Source organism: Bradyrhizobium centrolobii, assembly GCF_001641635.1.
GTDB lineage: Bacteria > Pseudomonadota > Alphaproteobacteria > Rhizobiales > Xanthobacteraceae > Bradyrhizobium > Bradyrhizobium centrolobii.
This window is the reverse complement of sequence record NZ_LUUB01000051.1, coordinates 1-18,463: the sequence shown is the minus strand read 5'-3', so window position 1 is coordinate 18,463 and position 18,463 is coordinate 1. Positions and strand designations below refer to the sequence as shown.

At 65.5% G+C, this 18,463-nt stretch carries 17 protein-coding genes; 14 read left to right on the top strand and 3 right to left on the bottom strand.

Annotated features, from left to right (window positions below; genetic code table 11):
- Positions 1-2 precede the first annotated feature (2 nt).
- The gene (locus AYJ54_RS13650) at positions 3-1,328 is read right to left on the bottom strand and encodes a glycosyltransferase family 87 protein (protein ID WP_063699424.1); all 1,326 of its coding nucleotides are present in this window, start codon (positions 1,326-1,328) and stop codon (positions 3-5) included.
- Between the two features lie 141 nt (positions 1,329-1,469).
- Complete coding sequence (locus AYJ54_RS13645) at positions 1,470-3,089, bottom strand: helicase HerA-like domain-containing protein (RefSeq protein WP_063699423.1); 1,620 nt, start codon at positions 3,087-3,089, stop codon at positions 1,470-1,472.
- Between the two features lie 356 nt (positions 3,090-3,445).
- On the opposite strand from AYJ54_RS13645, the gene AYJ54_RS13640 reads away from it, so the two are divergent.
- The 14 genes from AYJ54_RS13640 (at position 3,446) to AYJ54_RS13575 (ending at position 16,923) form a co-directional block, all read left to right on the top strand.
- Positions 3,446-3,811 (top strand): hypothetical protein, encoded by a 366-nt coding sequence (locus AYJ54_RS13640; protein WP_063699422.1) that lies wholly within the window; start codon positions 3,446-3,448, stop codon positions 3,809-3,811.
- A 24-nt stretch (positions 3,812-3,835) separates the two neighbouring features.
- Entirely contained in the window at positions 3,836-4,243 is a 408-nt protein-coding gene (locus tag AYJ54_RS13635) for a DUF4332 domain-containing protein (protein WP_063699421.1), read from the top strand.
- Positions 4,244-4,589: 346 nt separating this feature from the next.
- Positions 4,590-5,450, top strand: a complete 861-nt coding sequence (folP, locus tag AYJ54_RS13630) for a dihydropteroate synthase (protein WP_063699420.1) — start codon at positions 4,590-4,592, stop codon at positions 5,448-5,450.
- Positions 5,447-5,815, top strand: a complete 369-nt coding sequence (gene folB / locus AYJ54_RS13625) for a dihydroneopterin aldolase (protein WP_063699419.1) — start codon at positions 5,447-5,449, stop codon at positions 5,813-5,815. The genes folP and folB overlap by 4 nt, the downstream gene beginning before the upstream one ends.
- On the top strand, positions 5,815-6,306 hold the full coding sequence (folK, locus tag AYJ54_RS13620; RefSeq protein WP_063699418.1) for a 2-amino-4-hydroxy-6-hydroxymethyldihydropteridine diphosphokinase: 492 nt from the start codon (positions 5,815-5,817) through the stop codon (positions 6,304-6,306). The genes folB and folK overlap by 1 nt, the downstream gene beginning before the upstream one ends.
- Before the next feature lie 82 nt (positions 6,307-6,388).
- Positions 6,389-8,260: a methylmalonyl-CoA mutase family protein gene (locus AYJ54_RS13615; protein ID WP_063699417.1), complete on the top strand. Its 1,872-nt coding sequence runs from the start codon at positions 6,389-6,391 to the stop codon at positions 8,258-8,260.
- Entirely contained in the window at positions 8,257-8,721 is a 465-nt protein-coding gene (locus AYJ54_RS13610; RefSeq protein WP_063699416.1) for a GFA family protein, read from the top strand. Before AYJ54_RS13615 ends, AYJ54_RS13610 begins: the two co-directional genes overlap by 4 nt.
- Positions 8,722-8,753: 32 nt before the next feature.
- Positions 8,754-10,910, top strand: coding sequence for a methylmalonyl-CoA mutase (scpA, locus tag AYJ54_RS13605; protein ID WP_063699415.1), 2,157 nt, complete (start codon positions 8,754-8,756; stop codon positions 10,908-10,910).
- Between the two features lie 162 nt (positions 10,911-11,072).
- Entirely contained in the window at positions 11,073-11,909 is an 837-nt protein-coding gene (locus tag AYJ54_RS13600) for an RsiV family protein (protein WP_430641430.1), read from the top strand.
- A gap of 130 nt (positions 11,910-12,039) precedes the next feature.
- The gene (locus tag AYJ54_RS13595; protein WP_063699414.1) at positions 12,040-13,032 is read left to right on the top strand and encodes a tripartite tricarboxylate transporter substrate binding protein; all 993 of its coding nucleotides are present in this window, start codon (positions 12,040-12,042) and stop codon (positions 13,030-13,032) included.
- A 190-nt stretch (positions 13,033-13,222) separates the two neighbouring features.
- Entirely contained in the window at positions 13,223-13,717 is a 495-nt protein-coding gene (locus AYJ54_RS13590; protein ID WP_063699413.1) for a tripartite tricarboxylate transporter TctB family protein, read from the top strand.
- 3 nt (positions 13,718-13,720) lie between these two features.
- Entirely contained in the window at positions 13,721-15,235 is a 1,515-nt protein-coding gene (locus AYJ54_RS13585; RefSeq protein WP_063699412.1) for a tripartite tricarboxylate transporter permease, read from the top strand.
- Positions 15,236-15,286: 51 nt separating this feature from the next.
- A complete protein-coding gene (gene meaB, locus AYJ54_RS13580) occupies positions 15,287-16,276 on the top strand; it encodes a methylmalonyl Co-A mutase-associated GTPase MeaB (RefSeq protein WP_063699411.1) in 990 nt (329 codons plus the stop codon).
- A complete protein-coding gene (locus AYJ54_RS13575) occupies positions 16,273-16,923 on the top strand; it encodes a pyroglutamyl-peptidase I (RefSeq protein WP_063699410.1) in 651 nt (216 codons plus the stop codon). Before meaB ends, AYJ54_RS13575 begins: the two co-directional genes overlap by 4 nt.
- A 104-nt stretch (positions 16,924-17,027) precedes the next feature.
- Here AYJ54_RS13575 and AYJ54_RS13570 read toward each other — a convergent pair whose 3' ends face one another.
- Positions 17,028-18,359, bottom strand: coding sequence for an IS1182-like element ISBrsp8 family transposase (locus AYJ54_RS13570; protein WP_076611642.1), 1,332 nt, complete (start codon positions 18,357-18,359; stop codon positions 17,028-17,030).
- Positions 18,360-18,463: the final 104 nt, after the last annotated feature.

Here is an 18,463-nt window from a genome sequence, read left to right as displayed (position 1 = left end):
TCTCAAGAGACTTGCGGTTTTAGCCCTGCTGAGGCATCCGGACCAGCCGCAGCCGAGGGATGCCGGATGTGCCAGACGAGCGCACCGGCGAGGACGGCCGTGGCCGCGAGGTTGTTGCCCGAGGCCTGGATCACCAGGGGAAACAGCTGCAGCGACAGCAGCATCAATATTCCCGCAATGCCAAGGGCGATCCAGGTTCCCAGCCTGACGCTAGCCCGTCCGTCGAAGGCGGCGCGATGCATCAGCACCGTCATCGGGAAGAACAGCCACATGAAATAATACTGCCGCGCCAAGGGTGAGGCTACCGTCATCAGGCAGAACAGGATGCCGAGCTCCTCGGCGTCCGAGCGCACCGTTCGCCGCCGCTGCGACGGCATGACCGCGACAAAGCCGAGCCCGAGCGCGGCGGAGACCGCGAGCACGATCCAGTTCGCCGTCTTGTAGTCGACATCGATCAAATTCATCGTGCGCGGCGGCTTGGAGGGATCGTCCTGATTCCAGTTGATCGGCCGCACCAGCCGATGGGTCACGGAAATGATGGACTGGTTGACCCACGACCAGTTCTGCTCGTCGCGCTGGCCAAAACCTTTCTCCGAGCTCGAGCCGACCATGCCCTGGTACCAGGTCTTCAGCTCGGCCGCGTTGCGCTCGAAACCGCGAATGGGTGCCGGCACGACGAAGAGAAGGATGCCAGTGAAAGCGATCATGCTGACGACGGCAGCCCACTGCCGCCGCCAGATGAGATAGGGCAGCACCGCCACCGGGAATACCTTGATGGCGGTGGCGAGCGCGAACATGAAGCCTGCAAGCCAGGACCGCTGGTGCTGCAGGCTCCAGAAGCCGTACAGCATCATCGCCAGCAACAGGAGGTTCGGCTGGCCGAGATCGAACATGTCGAACACGAACGTCACGGTGACGACGGCCGGCAGCGCCTCCAGCCAGGGCCCGGGCGCGAGGCCGGAGCCGGTCATGGCATTCGAGAGTATCCCTGTGTACCACCACGCCGCCGCGTTCAGGACCGACAGCACGACATAGAGCGTGATCTTGCCGAACCAGCTCGGGATCGCGAGCAGGATCGCCGGCAGCGGCGGGTAGATGTAGGCAAACAGCTCGGTGACGTCGGGATAGAGGGCCCCGCCCTGCAGCACCTGCTGGCCGGCCCAGTACCACAGCGCGTAGTCCTTGGTCTTGCCGTGGCCGAATATCTCGGGGACGAGGACGTCGGCGGTCAAGAGAACGCAGCAGAAGAGGAAGAGCAGATCGAGCGGGGCGCGAAGCGACGGAGGCCTGAGCGCGCCGGGTTTATTGGGCGAATGGGGTGCGGTCACAATGCCTTCAACCTGCAGCCAGCAAATCGTCGATATATGTCGATCAAAACGCCAGCCGCAAGTAGGCTCCCTCTCCACGCAAACGGGGCGAGGTGAACAACGGCTGCATAGAAATCCGCCTCAACGGAAGTCCATGCCTGCCTACCGGCGCAGCAATCCGCCGAGGGCGCCGCGGACGAGCGCGCGGCCGACCGAGCTGCCGAGCTGACCGCCGACCGACTTGCCAAGATCGGCGACGACGCCGCCCACCACCTTGTCGGTGACGGTGCGCGTCACGTCGCGCGCGATGCGCTGGCCGGTCGTCAGCCGGCCGCGCCCGGTGTTGGTGCCGAAGATGGTGCCGACGATCGAGCCGATCTGGCCGAGGATGCCGCCGCCTTCGCCTCCCGCGCCGTCCGCCGTCGCCGCGGTGCCGGCGATACGCTTCTGCAGGATCTCATAGGCGGATTCGGAATCGATCGCGGTGTCATATTTGCCCTTCACGGGGCTCGCATCCATGATCGCCTTGCGCTCCTCCGGCGTGATCGGCCCGATGCGGGCCGACGGCGGCCGGATCATCACCCGCTCGACCATCGCTGGCGTGCCATTGCCTTCGAGGAAGGACACCAGCGCCTCGCCCTTGCCGAGCTCCATGATCACCTTGGCGGTATCGAGCTTCGGATTGGGCCGGAAGGTCTGGGCCGCGGCGGCGACCGCCTTCTGGTCGCGCGGGGTGAAGGCGCGCAGCGCATGCTGCACGCGGTTGCCCAGTTGCCCGAGCACGCGATCGGGCACGTCGATCGGATTTTGCGTCACGAAATAGACGCCGACGCCCTTGGAGCGGATCAGGCGCACCACCTGCTCGATCTTGTCCATCAGCGCCTTCGGCGCGTCGTTGAACAAGAGATGCGCCTCGTCGAAGAAGAACACCAGCTTCGGCTTCGGCGGGTCGCCGGCCTCAGGCAGCTCCTCGAACAGCTCCGACAGCATCCAGAGCAGGAATGTCGCATAGAGCCGCGGGCTCTGGAGCAGCTTGTCGGCAACGAGGATGTTGACCATGCCGCGTCCGTCGCGATCGGTCTTCATGAAGTCCTTCAGCGATAGCGCCGGCTCGCCGAAGAATTTGGTGCCACCCTGGTTCTCGAGCACCAGGAGCTGACGCTGGATCGTGCCGACGGTGGCCTTGGTGACGTTGCCAAAACCCTGGGCGGCTTTCCTGATTGGCGCGAGCGGATCCTCTTCTGCGTCCGGTCCCTTCTTGCCGCTGTCGGGCACGATCGCATCCAGCAATGCCCGCAGATCCTTCATATCTATCAGAGCAAGGCCGCTGTCGTCGGCGACACGGAAGGCGACGTTGAGCACGCCCTCCTGCACGTCGTTGAGATCGAGCATCCGCGCCAGCAGGAGCGGCCCCATCTCGGTCACGGTGGCCCGGACCGGATGGCCCTGCTCGCCGAACACGTCCCAAAATACCGTCGAGAACTGGTCGGGCTGGAATGTCAGCCCCATGTCAGCGGCACGCTTGAGGATGAAGTCCTTGGCCTCGCCGACCTCGGAGATGCCGGAGAGATCGCCCTTGATATCGGCAGCGAAGACCGGAACGCCGGCCCGCGCAAATCCTTCCGCCATGACTTGCAGCGATACCGTCTTTCCGGTTCCTGTTGCGCCGGTGACGAGGCCGTGGCGATTGGCGAGTGCCAGCGTCAGCCAGGCCTGCTCGTTTCCCTTGCCGACGAAAATCCTGTCGTCGGTGTCGCCGAGCTTGCTGTCCTGTGCCGTCATTAGTCTCTTGCCTCGTTTGTGTCAGCCTGTTTCGCGTATTGAAACGCAAACGCGCCGTGGTTCCGTAGTTTAACGCATCTCGCGAGCCGATTAAAACGGTTCAACGCGCCGCGCCATGCGACATTGTCGGAGAATGGGCGCATGACTTTCGCCAAAAGTCGGAATGACAGGTTCGCACCGCGGCAATTTTTCGCCGATTCCATCTCCGCCCTTGCATTGCTGCAACACTTTTCGCGCGATTGAAGATGAATCGCGAGGTCGCATGCGTTCATCGCTTGTATTTCATATCGCACCGGCTCAAGATCATTTTTCGAAAATAAAACTCCGGCATGTGAACCGGCTGAGGGGCAGGCCATATGGACGAGCTGATCGGACGGCTGGCGGCAAACGCCAGCATAGATAGTGCTGTCGCTGAAAAGACCGTCGGCATTATCCTGGGCTTTCTCCGCAGCGAGGGCCCTTCCGATAGCGTCGAGGCCCTCATCGACCAGATTCCCGGCGCAGAAGCGGCGATCGAGGCGTCCAGAAGCGGCGGCGGACTGTCGCGGCTGATGGGCGGCGGCCTGATGGCCGTCGGCACGCGCCTGATGGGCCTGGGGCTCGGCATGTCCGACATTCAAAAGGTCGCCCGTGAACTTTTTCGCTTCGGCCGAGACAAAATCGGAGCGGATCAGATGGGCAAGATCATTGCGGGGACGCCGGGCCTCAGCCAGTTCGCCTGAAGCTCGCATTGCATATCGAGTATCATGACATATCCCATCTCCGAGATTGACGGCCTGCCGGCCTTCGCCGCCAGCAAGTTGAAGGCGCACGGTATTCGCACCACCGATGCCCTCCTCGAAGCGGCCAGCACTGCCAAGGGCCGCAAGGCGCTCTCCGCCAAGACCGGCATCAGCGAGCAGCAGCTCCTGGAATGGGCCAACGTCTCCGACTACATGCGCATTCCCGGCATGGGCAAGGCCAAGGTCGGCCTGGTCCGCGCCGCCGGCGTCACCACGGTGCGCGAGCTCGCCTATCGAAATCCAGCAAGGCTTGCGCAAAGCATGCGGGAGGCGAACGAGAAGAAGAAGCTCGTCCGCATCATGCCGTCGGAGAAGTCGGTCGGCGACATCATCGCCAAGGCGAGGAAGCTGCCGCCGAAGATCACGTATTAGGGCCAGCGCCTCGCGGCATACGAATTCAGGCGCCACGCCCTCGGTGTCGTCCCGGCGAAAGCCGGGACCTATAACCCCAGGGAGAAGTTTGGCGAAGACTGGTGTTTGGGACTCCCGCCATCCGCGATGGATAGATTCCGCGGTATGGGTCCCGGCCTTCGCCGGGACGACGTTGGGGTGATAGCCCGCTACTGCTCCAACAAACTCGCCATTGCGAGCGCAGCGAAGCAATCCAGCATCCCTTCGCGGTGACAGTCTGGATTGTTTCGCTGCGCTCGGGTTCCGGGCACCGGCATCGCCCCAACCCGTCTTGACTCCCCCTACCCGACCGCGCAAAGCCAGCCGCATGAATGCCTCGCCCTCCCCATCCGTTGCACCGGCCGGCTCGGCCGGGCCGGGCGTGCTGCGGACGCTGCTCGAACGGCCCGTCCCGGCGGTGATGGGCGTGCTCAATGTCACCCCGGATTCCTTTTCCGACGGCGGGCAGTTCATCGCACCGGACCAGGCGCTGGCGCGGGCGCGGGCGATGATCGCCGATGGCGTTGACATCATCGACATCGGCGCCGAATCCACCCGGCCCTACAAGGGGGCCCAGCCGGTGACGGCGAGGGACGAACTCGCTCGGTTGATGCCGGTCCTGGCCGAGGTGGTGGCGCTCGGCGTGCCCGTGTCGATCGACAGCATGAAGGCGGAGGTCGTGGCTTTCGCGCTCGACCAGGGCGTTGCCATCGCCAACGACGTCTGGGGCCTGCAACGGGATGCCGGCATGGCGCCGCTGGTTGCAGAGCGAGGCGTCCCGGTCATCGTCATGCACAATCGTGACAGCGTCGATCCCGCCATCGACATCGTGCAGGACATGATCGCGTTCTTCCAGCGCTCGCTCGACATCGCCGCAAGAGCCGGCATCGCGCGCGACCTGATCGTGCTCGATCCCGGTATCGGCTTCGGCAAGACGGCCGAGCAGAGCATGACGGCCCTGGCGCGCCTCGACGCTCTCGGCGCGTTCGGCCTGCCGATCCTGGTCGGCGCCTCGCGCAAGCGTTTCATCGCGTCGGTATCGCCGTCCGAACCGCAAGAGCGGCTCGCCGGCTCGATCGCCGCCCATCTCATTGCCGTACAGCGCGGCGCGAAGATCATCCGGACCCATGACGTTGCCGAGACCCTGCAGGCCCTGCGGGTCGCTGCCGCAATCGAGAGCAAGCAATGACCGATACGATCTTCGTGACCGGCCTGTCGATTCATGCCCGCCATGGCGTGATGGATCACGAAACCGAAGTCGGCCAGCGTTTTGTCATTGATCTCGAACTCTATACCGACCTGTCGGAGCCTTCGCGCACCGACCGGCTCGCCGATACGGTATCCTACGCGGAAGTCGTGACGACCACGACGGCGGCGTTCAAGAACACCAACTACAAGCTGCTGGAGCGCGCGGCCGGCGCGGTCGCCGACGCCATCCTGTCGCACTTCCCGCGCATCCGCGCGGTGAAGGTCACCGTGCACAAGCCGCATGCACCGATCGCGGCGATCTTCGACGACGTCGGCATCATGCTGACGCGCTCGCGGCATCCCTGATGGCAAGCGCGCTGATCGCACTCGGCGGCAATGTCGGCGATGTCCGCGCGACGTTTGGCAAGGCCATCACCCACATCTGCGGCATGGCGCAAGCGGCGCTCATCGCGCGCTCGTCGGACTATACGACCCCGCCCTGGGGCGACGAGGACCAGGATCCCTTCATCAACGCCTGCGTCGAGATCGAGACGGATCTCGATCCGCATGCGCTGCTGTTCGTGATGCAGAAGGTCGAGCAGAAACTCGGCCGCACGCGGACCAAGGAGCGGCGCTGGGGACCGCGCACGCTCGATCTCGACATGATCGCCTATGACGATGTCTCGCTGCAAACGCCCGACCTGACGCTGCCACATCCGCGCCTGTTCGAACGCGCCTTCGTGCTGGTGCCGCTGGCCGAAATCGCGCCGGACCGCATCATCGGCGGCATCCGCGTGCGTGACGGCCTCGCCAGCGTCTCAACGCAAGGAATTGAGCGGCTCCCGGATACCGGCTAACCAAAAACAACCGTTTGCAGGGACGGCCGGCCGTGGCAATTTCGCCGCCGAATAACAAGGACGTTTGGGAGCCCTTCGCCGTATGACCTCCGTGACCGACGACCTGCCGCTGGCGGCCGATTTTCCCAAGGCGCAGTTCGAGGACTGGCGCAAGCTGGTCGACGGCGTGCTGAAGGGCGCGCCGTTCGAGAAGCTGGTCGGCAAGACCTATGACGGGCTGAAGATCGATCCGCTCTATCAGCGCGCGAAGGGCGTTGCCCCCGTGGCGGGACGCCCCGCGGCCTCGCCGTGGCAGATCATGCAACGGATAGATCATCCCGACGCGGCGCTTGCGAACGCGCAGGCGCTGACCGATCTCGAGAACGGCGCCACGGGACTCGCACTGGTGTTTGCTGGCGGCAATGGCAGCCACGGCTTTGGCCTGGAACCGACGGCGGATGCGGTCGCGAAGGTGTTGAAGGATGTTCATCTCGACGCCGGCATCGGCATCGAGCTCCAGATCGGGCCGCAATCGCGGATGGCGGCGATCCATGTCGCGGAGTACGTGAAGAGCAAGGGCATCGATCCGGCCGCCTGCGACATCCGCTTCGGGCTCGATCCGCTCGCGGCCGGTGCGGTGTGGGGCCACAGCCCCTACACCTGGGAGGAGATCGTCCCCGCCGTCACCGGCGGCATCAAGGGCCTCGCCGGGCTCGGCTTCAAGGGGCCGTTCGCATCAAGCGACGGGCGCGTGATCCACGATGCCGGCGGCTCGGAGGTGCAGGAGCTCGCCTTCGTGCTCGCCTGTGGTGTCGCTCACCTGCGCGCGATCGAAGGCGCCGGCGTTCCACTGGAGCAGGCGCAAGGCATGGTCTATGCGCGGCTCGCCGCGGATGCCGACCAGTTTTTGACCATGGCAAAGTTCCGCGCGCTGCGGCTGCTGTGGGCGCGTATCGAGGCGGCGTGCGGACTGACACCGAAGCCGCTGTTCATCGCCGCCGACACCGCCTGGCGCATGCTGACGCAGCGCGATCCCTATGTGAACATGCTGCGCGCGACCATGGCGACATTCGCCGCGGGGCTCGCCGGCGCCAATGCGATCACAGTGCTGCCGTACACGCTCGCGCTCGGCCTGCCCGATCCCTTCGCGCGCCGCGTGGCGCGCAACACCCAGCTTCTGCTGCTGGAGGAAAGCAACCTCGCAAAGGTCTCCGATCCCGCGGCAGGCTCCGGCGGCATCGAGACGCTGACGGCCCAGCTCTGCGAAGCGGCCTGGGCGCTGTTCCAGGAGAGCGAAAAGGCCGGCGGCGCCTTCGCCGCGCTTCAGCAGGGCCTGTTCCAGAGCAAGGTCGCCACCACACGCAAGGCACGCGAGGCCAATATCGCAAAACGTCGCGACGTACTGACAGGCGCCAGTGAGTTTCCGAACCTGCATGAGAGCGCGACGGTTGTGCTCAAGGCGACGCCGGTCGCGCTCCCGCCCTATGGCGAAGAGAAATACAAGTTCGATGCGCTGCCGCCGATCCGGCTTGCGGAACCGTTCGAAGCACTCCGCGACAAATCGGATGCGGCGCTGAAGGCACGCGGTGCACGGCCAAAGGTGTTTTTGGTCAATCTCGGCACGCCCGCCGATTTCACGGCCCGCGCGACCTTCGCAAAAAGCTTCTTCGAGGCCGGCGGAATCCAGGCCGTCGACAGCGAGGGCTTTGCCGATCCGGCCAAGCTTGCGGCCGCCTTCAAGGCCTCCGGCGCCGAGCTCGCCTGCCTTTGTTCCAGCGACAAGGTCTATGCAGGCCAGGCGGAAGCTGCGGCGCGGGCCCTGCAACAGGCCGGCGCACGACATATCTATCTGGCAGGCCGCCCCACCGATACCGAGGCGGCCCTGCGCGGGGCCGGCGTCAGCGGTTTCATCTTCGCAGGCGCCGATGCGCTTGCCACGCTGCAAGACGCCTATCGACGGATGGAACAGCAATGACCGAAGCAGGCAAACCAGTTCTCGCCGGCGGCTGCCAATGCGGCGCGGTGCGCTTTGCGGTGACGGCGGCGCCGACCCGGATCTCGATCTGCCATTGCCGGATGTGCCAGAAGGCGAGCGGCGCGCCGTTCGCCTCCTTTGCCGACATCAACAAGACCGATTTCGCCTGGACCAAGGGCGCGCCCGCGGCGTTCCGCTCCTCCTCGATCGCGGAGCGTGATTTCTGCCCGGCCTGCGGCACGCCGCTCAGCTTCCGTCGCATCGATGGCGACCGCATCGAGATCATGACCGGCGCGTTCGACCATCCCGACCGGGTGATTCCGACGCGGCAATTTGGAACCGAGTCGCGCCTCGGCTGGGTGGTGGGGATCGCCAATCTGCCGAGCCAGACCACGCAACAGAACTACGGACCGGAGAAGATGGCGACCATCGTCAGCCATCAGCATCCGGACCATGATTAGCTTACGCGCTCACCTCTGATATGGTTGGAACTATGAGCCGCATACCCAATTTCGCCGATGTCGCCTTCGAGCGTGTCGCAACCGAAGCCGCGACCGGCAGCGCCGAGTCGTGGCTGACGCCCGAAGGCATCCTGGTGAAGCCCGCCTATGGCGAGGCCGATCTTGCCGGCGTCGATTTCCTGGAGACCTATCCGGGCATCGCGCCCTACCTGCGCGGTCCCTACCCGACCATGTATGTCAACCAGCCCTGGACCGTCAGGCAATATGCCGGCTTCTCCACGGCGGAGGATTCCAACGCGTTCTATCGCCGCAACCTTGCGGCGGGACAAAAGGGCCTCTCGGTCGCCTTCGATCTCGCCACCCATCGCGGCTACGATTCCGATCACCCGCGCGTCGCCGGCGACGTCGGCATGGCCGGCGTTGCGATTGATTCCATCTACGACATGCGCACGCTGTTCGCCGGCATTCCGCTCGACCAGATGAGCGTGTCGATGACCATGAACGGCGCCGTGCTGCCGATCCTCGCGCTGTTCGTCGCGGCCGCGGGCGAACAGGGCGTGCCGCCGGAAAAACTCTCGGGCACCATTCAGAACGACATTCTGAAAGAGTTCATGGTGCGGAATACCTACATCTATCCGCCGGCGCCCTCGATGCGGATCATCTCCGACATCTTTGCCTACACCTCGCAGAAGATGCCGAAGTACAATTCGATCTCGATCTCTGGCTATCACATGCAGGAGGCCGGCGCGACGCAGGATCTCGAGCTCGCCTATACGCTGGCCGACGGCGTCGAATATCTGCGCGCCGGCCTTGCCGCCGGCCTCGACGTCGACCGCTTCGCGCCGCGCCTGTCGTTCTTCTGGGCGATCGGCATGAACTTCTTCATGGAAGTCGCCAAGATGCGCGCCGCGCGGCTGCTCTGGGCCAAGATGCTCAAGCCGTTCGATCCGAAGGACCCGCGCTCACTCTCGCTGCGTACGCATTGCCAGACCTCGGGCTGGTCGCTGACCGCGCAGGACGTCTTCAACAACGTGATGCGCACGACGGTGGAGGCGATGGCGGCAACGCAAGGCCACACCCAGTCGCTGCACACCAACGCGCTTGACGAGGCCTTGGCGCTGCCGACCGACTTCTCGGCGCGTATCGCCCGCAACACCCAGCTCTTCCTCCAGCAGGAGAGCGGCACCACCCGCATCATCGACCCCTGGGGCGGCTCCTACTATGTCGAGCGCCTCACGCGCGACCTCGCCGCGAAGGCGTGGGGCCACATCCAGGAGGTCGAGGAGCTCGGCGGCATGGCGAAAGCCATCGAGGCCGGCGTGCCGAAGCTGCGCATCGAGGAAGCCTCCGCCAAGACGCAGGCGCGGATCGATGCGGGCAAGCAGTCGGTGATCGGCGTCAACAAGTACAAGCCGACCGACGAGGACAGGATCGAGATCCTGAAGGTCGACAACACCAACGTGCGCCGGCTCCAGATCGACAAGCTGACGCGGCTGAAAACCGAGCGCAACCAGAAGGACGTCGAGGCCGCGCTCGCCGCGCTGACGCGCTCGGCCGGCGAAGGCAACGGCAATCTGCTCGCGCTCGCGATCGACGCGGCGCGGGCGAAGGCAACCGTCGGCGAAATTTCGGACGCGATGGAGAAGGTGTTCGGCCGGCACCGTGCCGAGATCAAGTCCATCACCGGCGTCTACAAGCGGGAGGCGTCCAGCATGGGTAACCAGGTCGAGAAGGTGCAGGCGCTGATCGACGCTTTCGAGGAAGCGGAAGGCCGCCGCCCGCGCATCCTCGTCGCCAAGATCGGCCAGGACGGCCACGACCGTGGCCAGAAGGTGATTGCCTCGGCATTCGCCGATATCGGCTTCGACGTCGACATCGGACCGCTGTTTGCCACCGCCGATGAAGCGGCGCGGCAGGCGGTCGAGAACGACGTCCACATCCTCGGCGTCTCCTCGCTCGCCGCCGCCCACCTCACCGCCGTGCCGGAATTGAAGGCGGCGCTGAAGAAGCAGGGCCGCGACGACATCATGATCATCGTTGGCGGAGTCGTCCCGCCGCAGGACTACGATGCGCTCTATGCGACCGGCGCCGAAGCCATCTTCCCGCCCGGCACTGTGATCGCGGACGCTGCCGAGGAGCTGATCCGCAAGCTGAATGCCCGGCTCGGGCATAGCGAGGCGGCGGAGTAGATCACCGCCGCTCGGCACTTTCCGCATCAAACCGACAGGCGCGCTGCCGCGACAAATTTTCACGACCTGGTGTTCGCACCGGGCATTCTGTGCCGGTTCATCTTGTGATGTTTATGCTGTCGCAGATGTTCGGCCGCCGCCCTGGCGGTCCTCGAAAAGAGCATGAAATTCATGGGTACTGACGTGACATTCCATCGTGCAACAGCGCGCGCAGGGCTACTCCTGCACACGATCGCGATCCTCTCGACCATCGCCGCGATCTCTACAGCTTCACCCTCCCAAGCCGCCGATCCCAAGCCCGACGCTGTCATCAAGACCAAGAGCATCGAGGCGCGCGTGCTGCTCGACGACAAGGTCAAGGCCGATGCGGCGCTGGCGGCGGATTGCCTGGCCGAAGGCAAGAAGTGGCTCGACAAGAACGCGGCTGAGGCTGCAGCCTCGCGTAAGCAGGATCCGCAGTTCTTCAAGGACGGCGGCTGGGATTTCGAGCGCAAATACGCGATCCGCTCGGTGGTCGCCGACCGCTATGTCAGCATCCTGCGCAACGACTATATGGACACCCACGGCGCCCATCCCAATTCGGACGCGAACACGCTCCTCTGGGACAAGGCCGACAACAAGCGCATCTCGATCCGCCCGTTCTTCACCGAGACCGCCGACAACGGCCCGACCCTGAAGGCGATGGTGAAGGCCATCATCGCCTCGCTCAAAATCGAAAAGAGGAAGCGCGATACGAGTGAGACCGCGACCGACGAGTGGTTCAAGGGCGTGGAGCCGAGCCTTCTCAAGATCGGCGCGGTGACTCTCGCGCCTTCGACCGAAGCGGGCAAGAGTTCCGGCCTCACCTTCCACTACCCGCCCTACGCCGTCGGTCCGTACGCCGAAGGCGAATATGTCGCGTTCGTGCCCTGGGAGACGCTCAAGCCCTATCTGACCGCCGAAGGGACGCGCATCTTCGGCGGCGCGCGGCCGAAGGGCGACGAGGACGACGGGCAGTGACCACGATTTGAGCGCGCATCGTTGCTCACAACGCGGTGGTAGCGCTACCTTGCCGCGACGCTGCAAAGCCGACTAGAATGCCGCCATCGACAAGAGCGCCCGATGTTACGGGCGCCGCTGGGAGGCATTCATGTCCAAGCTCACCCGCCGCGCTTTTGCGGCCTCGTCCGTTGCGGCCGCGGCATCCGCCGCGTTCGGTTTCAAGCCCGCGCTCGCACAAGCCTATCCGGCACGTCCGGTCACCGTGATCGTGCCCTGGGGCGCCGGCGGCGGCACGGATGCGACTGCGCGCATTGTCGCAGCGCTGCTGGAAAAGGATCTCGGCCAGCCCTTCAACGTGGTCAATCGCACCGGCGGCTCCGGCGTGGTGGGTCACACCGCGATCGCGACCGCCCAGCCGGACGGCTACACCATCGGCATGCTCACCGTCGAAATCTCGATGATGCATTGGCAGGGCCTGACCGACCTGACGCCGCGGAGCTATACACCGCTCGCGCTGATGAACGAGGACCCGCCGGGCGTCCAGGTCTCGTCCTCCTCCCCCTACAAGACGGTCAAGGACATCGCCGACGCGATCAAGGCGGCGCCTCCCGGCAAGTTCAAGGCCTCGGGTACCGGCCAGGGCGGCATCTGGCATCTCGCGCTGGTCGGCTGGATGCAGGCGATGGGCCTGCCCGCGAACCAGGTGGCCTGGGTGCCGTCGAACGGCGCGGCACCGGCGATGCAGGATCTCGCCGCCGGCGGCCTCGACCTCACCACCTGCTCGGTGCCGGAAGCGCGCGCCATCATCGAGGCCGGCAAGGCGAGGAGCCTCGCCATCATGGCGCCAGCGCGCAACCCGATCTTCCCCAACGTGCCGACGCTGAAGGAATCGATGGGCGTCGACTACTCCACCGGCGCCTGGCGCGGCATCGGCGCGCCCAAGAATCTGCCGCCGGAGATCGCGGCCAAGCTCACCGCGGCCCTGAAGAAGGTCTACGACTCCGCCGAGTTCAAGGACTTCATGAGCAACCGCGGCTTCGGCACCGTGTGGGGCGATGGCGGCCAGTTCGGCAGCTTCATGGACAAGGGCGATGCCCAGATGGGCGAAGCGATGAAGGCCGCCGGCCTGACGAAAGCGTGACTTTTCACCTCTCCCCGCTCTTGTCCGCCGAAGCTTAAGGCGGATGCGGGGAGAGGTCGAATTTGAGTGAGGGGGAGTCTCCGCGAGACTCAACTCTCACCACCCTCGCGGAGCCCCCCTCACCCCGCCCCTCTCCCCGCAGGCCGGGAGAGGGAGCGCACCTCCCGGAATTCTGACAGGACTTTCTCCCATGCGTCTTCCCGACTCCGTCACGGGATCGTTTCTCGTCGCACTTGGCGCTGCGGCCGCCTATGGCGGCTGGGTCTTGCCGCCGGTGCCGGGCCAGCCGGTCGGCCCCAACGTGTTTCCGCTCGTGATCGGCACGGGCCTTGCGCTGTGCGGGCTCGCGATCGTGTTCGGCATCGGCCACTCCTTCGAGGAAGAGGAAGAGCTGATCCCGCTCGAGGACGGCCAGGCCGCAACCGCGCCGCCGCCGCAGGGAAAGCTCTACGGCCTGCGCGCTTTGCTGCCACCGGCGCTGTTGCTGTTCTACGTCTTCGCGGCCGACCGCCTCGGCTTCATCATCACTGCGGCGATCATGGTCTACGTCACCTCGAGCGCGCTCGGCGCGAAGTGGAAGCTCGCGCTGCCGCTCGCGGCGCTGTCGCCATTCGCCATCCACCTCATCTTCGGCAAGCTGCTGCGCGTGCCGCTTCCCGCAGGCCTGTTGCCGACGCCCTGGTGAACCATGCTGAAAACCCTGATTGACGCGCTCTCGCTGATCTCCACTTGGGAAGTCATCATCGCGATGTTCGCGGCCTCCGTGTACGGGCTCGTCATCGGCTCGCTGCCGGGCCTGTCGGCGACGATGGCGACCGCCCTGCTCGTTCCCGTCACCTTCTATCTCTCGCCGATCGCGGCGATCGCAACCATCGTCGCGGCCTCCTCGATGGCGATCTTCTCGGGCGACATCCCCGGCGCACTGCTGCGCATTCCAGGCACGCCCGCTTCGGCAGCCTATGCGGACGAAGCCTATGCCATGACGCGCAAGGGCCAGGCTGAGCTCGCGCTCGGGGCCGGCGTCTGGTTCTCGGCGGTCGGCGGCATCGCCGGCGTGCTGTCGCTGATGATCCTGGCGCCGCCGCTCGCCGAGATCGCGCTGTCGTTCTCGACCTTCGAATATTTCTGGCTCGCGCTGCTCGGCCTGATGTGCGCCACCCTTGTGGCGCGCTCCTCACCGGTGAAGGCGATCGCGGGCATGTTCATCGGCCTGCTCGTCTCCTGCATCGGCATCGAGAACCCCGGCGGCATTCCGCGCTTCACCTTCGGCATTACCGATCTGTTCGGCGGCATCGAACCCATTCCCGCGCTGGTCGGGGTCTTCGCGGTGGCACAGGTGATGCGCGCGATGCTGACGCCGGAACCACCACCGCTGCCGCGGCGAAAATTCGGAAGCATCATGGCCGGCCAGTGGACGCTGACGAAGAAGTATCACTGGCAGATGACGCGTGGAAACATCGTCGGCATCATCATCGGCGTGCTTCCCGGCGCGGGCGCCGACATGGCGGCCTGGGTCTCCTACGCGATGTCAAAGCGCTTCTCCAAGGAACCGCAAAAGTTCGGCACCGGCCATGTCGAGGGCCTGGTCGAGGCCGGCGCCAGCAACAATGCCAGCATCGCGTCGGGCTGGGTGCCCTCGCTCCTGTTCGGCATTCCCGGCGACACCATCGCCGCGATCGCGATCGGCGTGCTCTACATGAAGGGGCTCAACCCCGGCCCGACGCTGTTCACCGAGAAGGCATCGAGCATGTACGCGATCTATCTGATGTTCATCATCGCGAACATCCTGATGATCCCGCTCGGCATCGCCATGATCCGGGTCGCCGCCTACATCCTGCTGGCGCCGCGCTCCACCGTGATGCCGATCATCATGCTCTGCTGCGCGGTCGGCTCGTTCGCGATCGGCAACAACATGTTCGGCGTCGTCACCGTCGCCGCCTTCGGCGTCATCGGCTACGTGATGGAGGCGAACGGCTATCCGGTCGCCGCCATGGTGCTCGGCATCGTCATGGGCACCATGGTCGAGCAGGCCTTCGTAACCTCGCTGATCAAGTCCGACGGCAGCATTTTGCCGTTCTTCGAGCGTCCGGTCGCCGCGATCCTTGCCGCCATGGCGATCGGCGCGCTGCTCTGGCCGGTGATGGTGTGGGTGTGGCGAAAGGTGAAGCCGGCGCTGACAGCGGCGGCGGCAACATCCCAGTGATTCCAGGCGAGCGGCCCTCGCCTGCCCCGCCGGGGCGTTGTAAAGCAGGGCATGGTTGAGAAGAAGCCCTCGCTGGATATCAAATCCCTCGCCCGCGACGTCCGCGCGGGTCACCGCGCCGCGCTGGCACGGGCCATCACGCTGATCGAGAGCCGACGCGGCGACCACCAGGCGCTGGCCCGCGAGTTCGTGCAGATGCTGCTGCCGGACACCGGCAAGGCGGTTCGCGTCGGCATCACCGGCTCGCCCGGCGTAGGCAAGTCCACCACCATCGATGCGCTCGGCACCTATCTGATCGACGAGGGCCACAAGGTCGCGGTGCTCGCGGTCGATCCATCCTCGGCCCGCAGCGGTGGTTCGATCCTTGGCGACAAGACGCGGATGGCTCGGCTCTCGGCCTCCGACCACGCCTTCATCCGTCCCTCTCCGTCCTCGGGCACGCTCGGCGGCGTCGCGGCAAAGACGCGCGAGGCGATGCTGCTCTGCGAGGCGGCAGGCTTCGACGTCGTGCTGGTCGAAACCGTCGGCATCGGCCAGTCCGAGACCGCGGTCTGCGACATGACGGATTTCTTCCTGGCGCTGATGCTGCCGGGCGGCGGCGACGAGCTGCAAGGCATCAAGAAGGGCCTGGTCGAACTCGCCGACATGATCGCCATCAACAAGGCGGACGGTGACAATCTCAAGCGCGCCAACATCACCGCCGCCGACTATCGCGGCGCGCTGCACATCCTGGCGCCCCGCTCCGAGCACTGGCATCCGCCGGTCGTCACCTATTCGGCATTGACGGGCAACGGCATCGCCGAGCTTTGGCAAAAGATCCTCGATCACCGCAAGGCGACGAACGCATCCGGCGAGTTCGCCGCACGCCGGCGCGAGCAGCAGGTGAAGTGGATGTGGTCGATGCTGGAGCAGCGCATGCTGGCGCGGCTGCGCACGGAGGCATCGGTGCGCAGCAAGGTCAGGAAGATCGAGGCCGAGGTGGCCGATGGTCACGTCACCCCGGCGCTGGCCGCCGAGCGGATCCTGGAGTTGCTGCAATGAGCGAAAAGCTCCGCATCCTCCTCACCGGTTTCGGACCATTCCCGGGCGCGCCCTATAACCCGACCCAGCCGCTGGTCGCGCGATTGGCGCGGCTGCGCCGTCCGGCGCTCGACGATGTCGCGATCGCGAGCCACATCTTTCCGGTCACCTATGCGGCGGTCGACCGGCAACTGCCGGAACTGCTTGCGAAGGTGAAGCCGGACGCGCTGTTGATGTTCGGCCTCGCGGCACGCACGCCCTACCTGCGCATCGAGACCCGTGCGCGCAACGCCGTCACCATGCTCTGGCCCGATGCCGCAAACACGCGCTCGCGCAAACGCGCGATCGCCGCCAATGCTGACGCGATGATGTTCGGTCCGCACACGGCAAGGCTGCTGCGCGCCGCGCGCCTCACCGGCATCGATGCGCGTTCCTCGCGCGATGCCGGTGCCTATCTCTGCAACTATCTGAGCTGGCGCGCGGTCGAGCACGTGAACGCCGGCGGGCCGCGGCTAGCGGCATTCATCCACATTCCGCTGCTCGCGCGCAGTGGCGCTGTGCGCCGCAAGGGTGCGCCTCGCATCACGCTGGAGGAGCTGGTGGATGCCGGCGAGGCAATGCTGATGGAGATGGTGCAACTGGCGCGGAAGGCGCGGTACACGCGCTGAAAGCGTAGAGCCTGTGAAGCTATTGGATCTGCGGAGATTGGCCGGCAGGGAAATGGCGAGTTGAGTTGATCCGAGGGCTGTGACGAGGCGGACTGTGGGTGCCACTATGGTTTGGCGAGATGGTGGCCCTGCAGGATGTTGTTGGTGAGCGCGTACCAGAGGACGACGGCGCGGACCTTTTCGATACCGCGGACGGTCAATTGCCGCAGGTCCCAGTTGCGCCAGCGGGCATGTATGCATTCGCAGATCGTACGGGCTCGGTACTGAGCTTTGCCGTCTTCGCTGGCCATGCGAGCACGCCAGGCCAACACGCCCGGACCGTCGCCATGCCGGGGCAAATAAGGATCGACACCGCTCCTGGACTGCGTTGGTGGACAGTAGATGTCGATGCCTTCGCTATGCGCCCACTCGATATCCTCGGCGCTGCAGAAACCGCCATCGACGAGGTGGCGGCGGGGAAAGCGGCCCAGCAGTGATCGCGTTCGTTCCAGCATCGGCCGCATCAGGCCGCGATCCGATCCATTGTTGTCGACGTCGACCGTGACCACGATCAGCTCGCCCGCCGCGCTGGCCACCTGCACGTTGTAGGCTGGACGAAAGCCGGCATCCGCCATCTTCATCACCCGCGCCTGCGGGTCGGTGGTGGAGGCCCGCGCCTCCTTCGGCTTTTTGCCATTGCCGCCCTTCTCGTCGAGCTGCTTTCGCTTGCGCTTGATCTCGGCCAGCGCCGCTTGCGCCGCCTGCACCCGCTCGCTGCGTTCGCGCGCCGCGCGCTCCCTCGCGGCCCGAATGCGCCGATTGCTGGCTTCCGGATCCGCATCGACCTCGCGCTTGAGCTCCTCCACCACAGCCTGGGCCTGCGCCATCTGCCGATCCAGCGTCGCCTCCCGCCGGAACGATCCGGTCCCCGCATTGGCCCGTATCCGCACCCCGTCCTGGGTCAACTTCTCCAGATCGACCAGCCCCGCCTTGCTCAGCGCCGCCAGATGCTCGCTCAGCAGGCGGTCGAGCAGGTCGGCACAGCCGACCCGGAAGTCCGACAGCGTGTGATAGTTCATCGACACTCCGCCACATAGCCAGCGATAGACGTCATGGCTCTCGCAGAGGCGGTCCAGCGCACGCGCGCTGCCCACGCCATCGCTCGTGGCGTAAAGCCAAAGCGCCAGCAGCAGTCGTGGCGATGGCGGCGGATGACCGGGCGTATTCTCCCGCGCCTTGACCCGATCCTCAAGCTCGCTCAGGTCCAGCCCCTCAACATAGGCCCAGATCACGCGCGCCGGATGCTCTTGCCCGATCAGGCTCTCGATATCCACGGCACGCAGTTCGATCTGGTCACGCATCGGCTCGCGCAGCCGCGGCGCTCCAACCGGCTCTGCACCTGCTCGCGGCTTCGCCTGTTCCGGCAGCTCTCCAAATAGCTCTTCGTCAGCCATCATCCCCTCCGCCGAATCAAGGCACACAGAGAATCACGACGGCCTTGATCTCCGCTACATCCGCCCAGCCGAAATGAAAGATTCACAGCCTCGTAGGGTGGGTTAGC

What these genes read in the sequence shown, in the direction of transcription:
- AYJ54_RS13570 (WP_076611642.1), bottom strand. Translation starts at nt 18,359, where the DNA reads ATGATGGCTGACGAAGAGCTATTTGGAGAGCTGCCGGAACAGGCGAAG.
- AYJ54_RS13640 (WP_063699422.1), top strand. Translation starts at nt 3,446, where the DNA reads ATGGACGAGCTGATCGGACGGCTGGCGGCAAACGCCAGCATAGATAGT.
- AYJ54_RS13615 (WP_063699417.1), top strand. Translation starts at nt 6,389, where the DNA reads ATGACCTCCGTGACCGACGACCTGCCGCTGGCGGCCGATTTTCCCAAG.
- folK (WP_063699418.1), top strand. Translation starts at nt 5,815, where the DNA reads ATGGCAAGCGCGCTGATCGCACTCGGCGGCAATGTCGGCGATGTCCGC.
- AYJ54_RS13590 (WP_063699413.1), top strand. Translation starts at nt 13,223, where the DNA reads ATGCGTCTTCCCGACTCCGTCACGGGATCGTTTCTCGTCGCACTTGGC.
- AYJ54_RS13645 (WP_063699423.1), bottom strand. Translation starts at nt 3,089, where the DNA reads ATGACGGCACAGGACAGCAAGCTCGGCGACACCGACGACAGGATTTTC.
- AYJ54_RS13600 (WP_430641430.1), top strand. Translation starts at nt 11,073, where the DNA reads ATGAAATTCATGGGTACTGACGTGACATTCCATCGTGCAACAGCGCGC.
- AYJ54_RS13585 (WP_063699412.1), top strand. Translation starts at nt 13,721, where the DNA reads ATGCTGAAAACCCTGATTGACGCGCTCTCGCTGATCTCCACTTGGGAA.
- meaB (WP_063699411.1), top strand. Translation starts at nt 15,287, where the DNA reads ATGGTTGAGAAGAAGCCCTCGCTGGATATCAAATCCCTCGCCCGCGAC.
- scpA (WP_063699415.1), top strand. Translation starts at nt 8,754, where the DNA reads ATGAGCCGCATACCCAATTTCGCCGATGTCGCCTTCGAGCGTGTCGCA.
- AYJ54_RS13595 (WP_063699414.1), top strand. Translation starts at nt 12,040, where the DNA reads ATGTCCAAGCTCACCCGCCGCGCTTTTGCGGCCTCGTCCGTTGCGGCC.
- AYJ54_RS13575 (WP_063699410.1), top strand. Translation starts at nt 16,273, where the DNA reads ATGAGCGAAAAGCTCCGCATCCTCCTCACCGGTTTCGGACCATTCCCG.
- folP (WP_063699420.1), top strand. Translation starts at nt 4,590, where the DNA reads ATGAATGCCTCGCCCTCCCCATCCGTTGCACCGGCCGGCTCGGCCGGG.
- AYJ54_RS13635 (WP_063699421.1), top strand. Translation starts at nt 3,836, where the DNA reads ATGACATATCCCATCTCCGAGATTGACGGCCTGCCGGCCTTCGCCGCC.
- AYJ54_RS13610 (WP_063699416.1), top strand. Translation starts at nt 8,257, where the DNA reads ATGACCGAAGCAGGCAAACCAGTTCTCGCCGGCGGCTGCCAATGCGGC.
- folB (WP_063699419.1), top strand. Translation starts at nt 5,447, where the DNA reads ATGACCGATACGATCTTCGTGACCGGCCTGTCGATTCATGCCCGCCAT.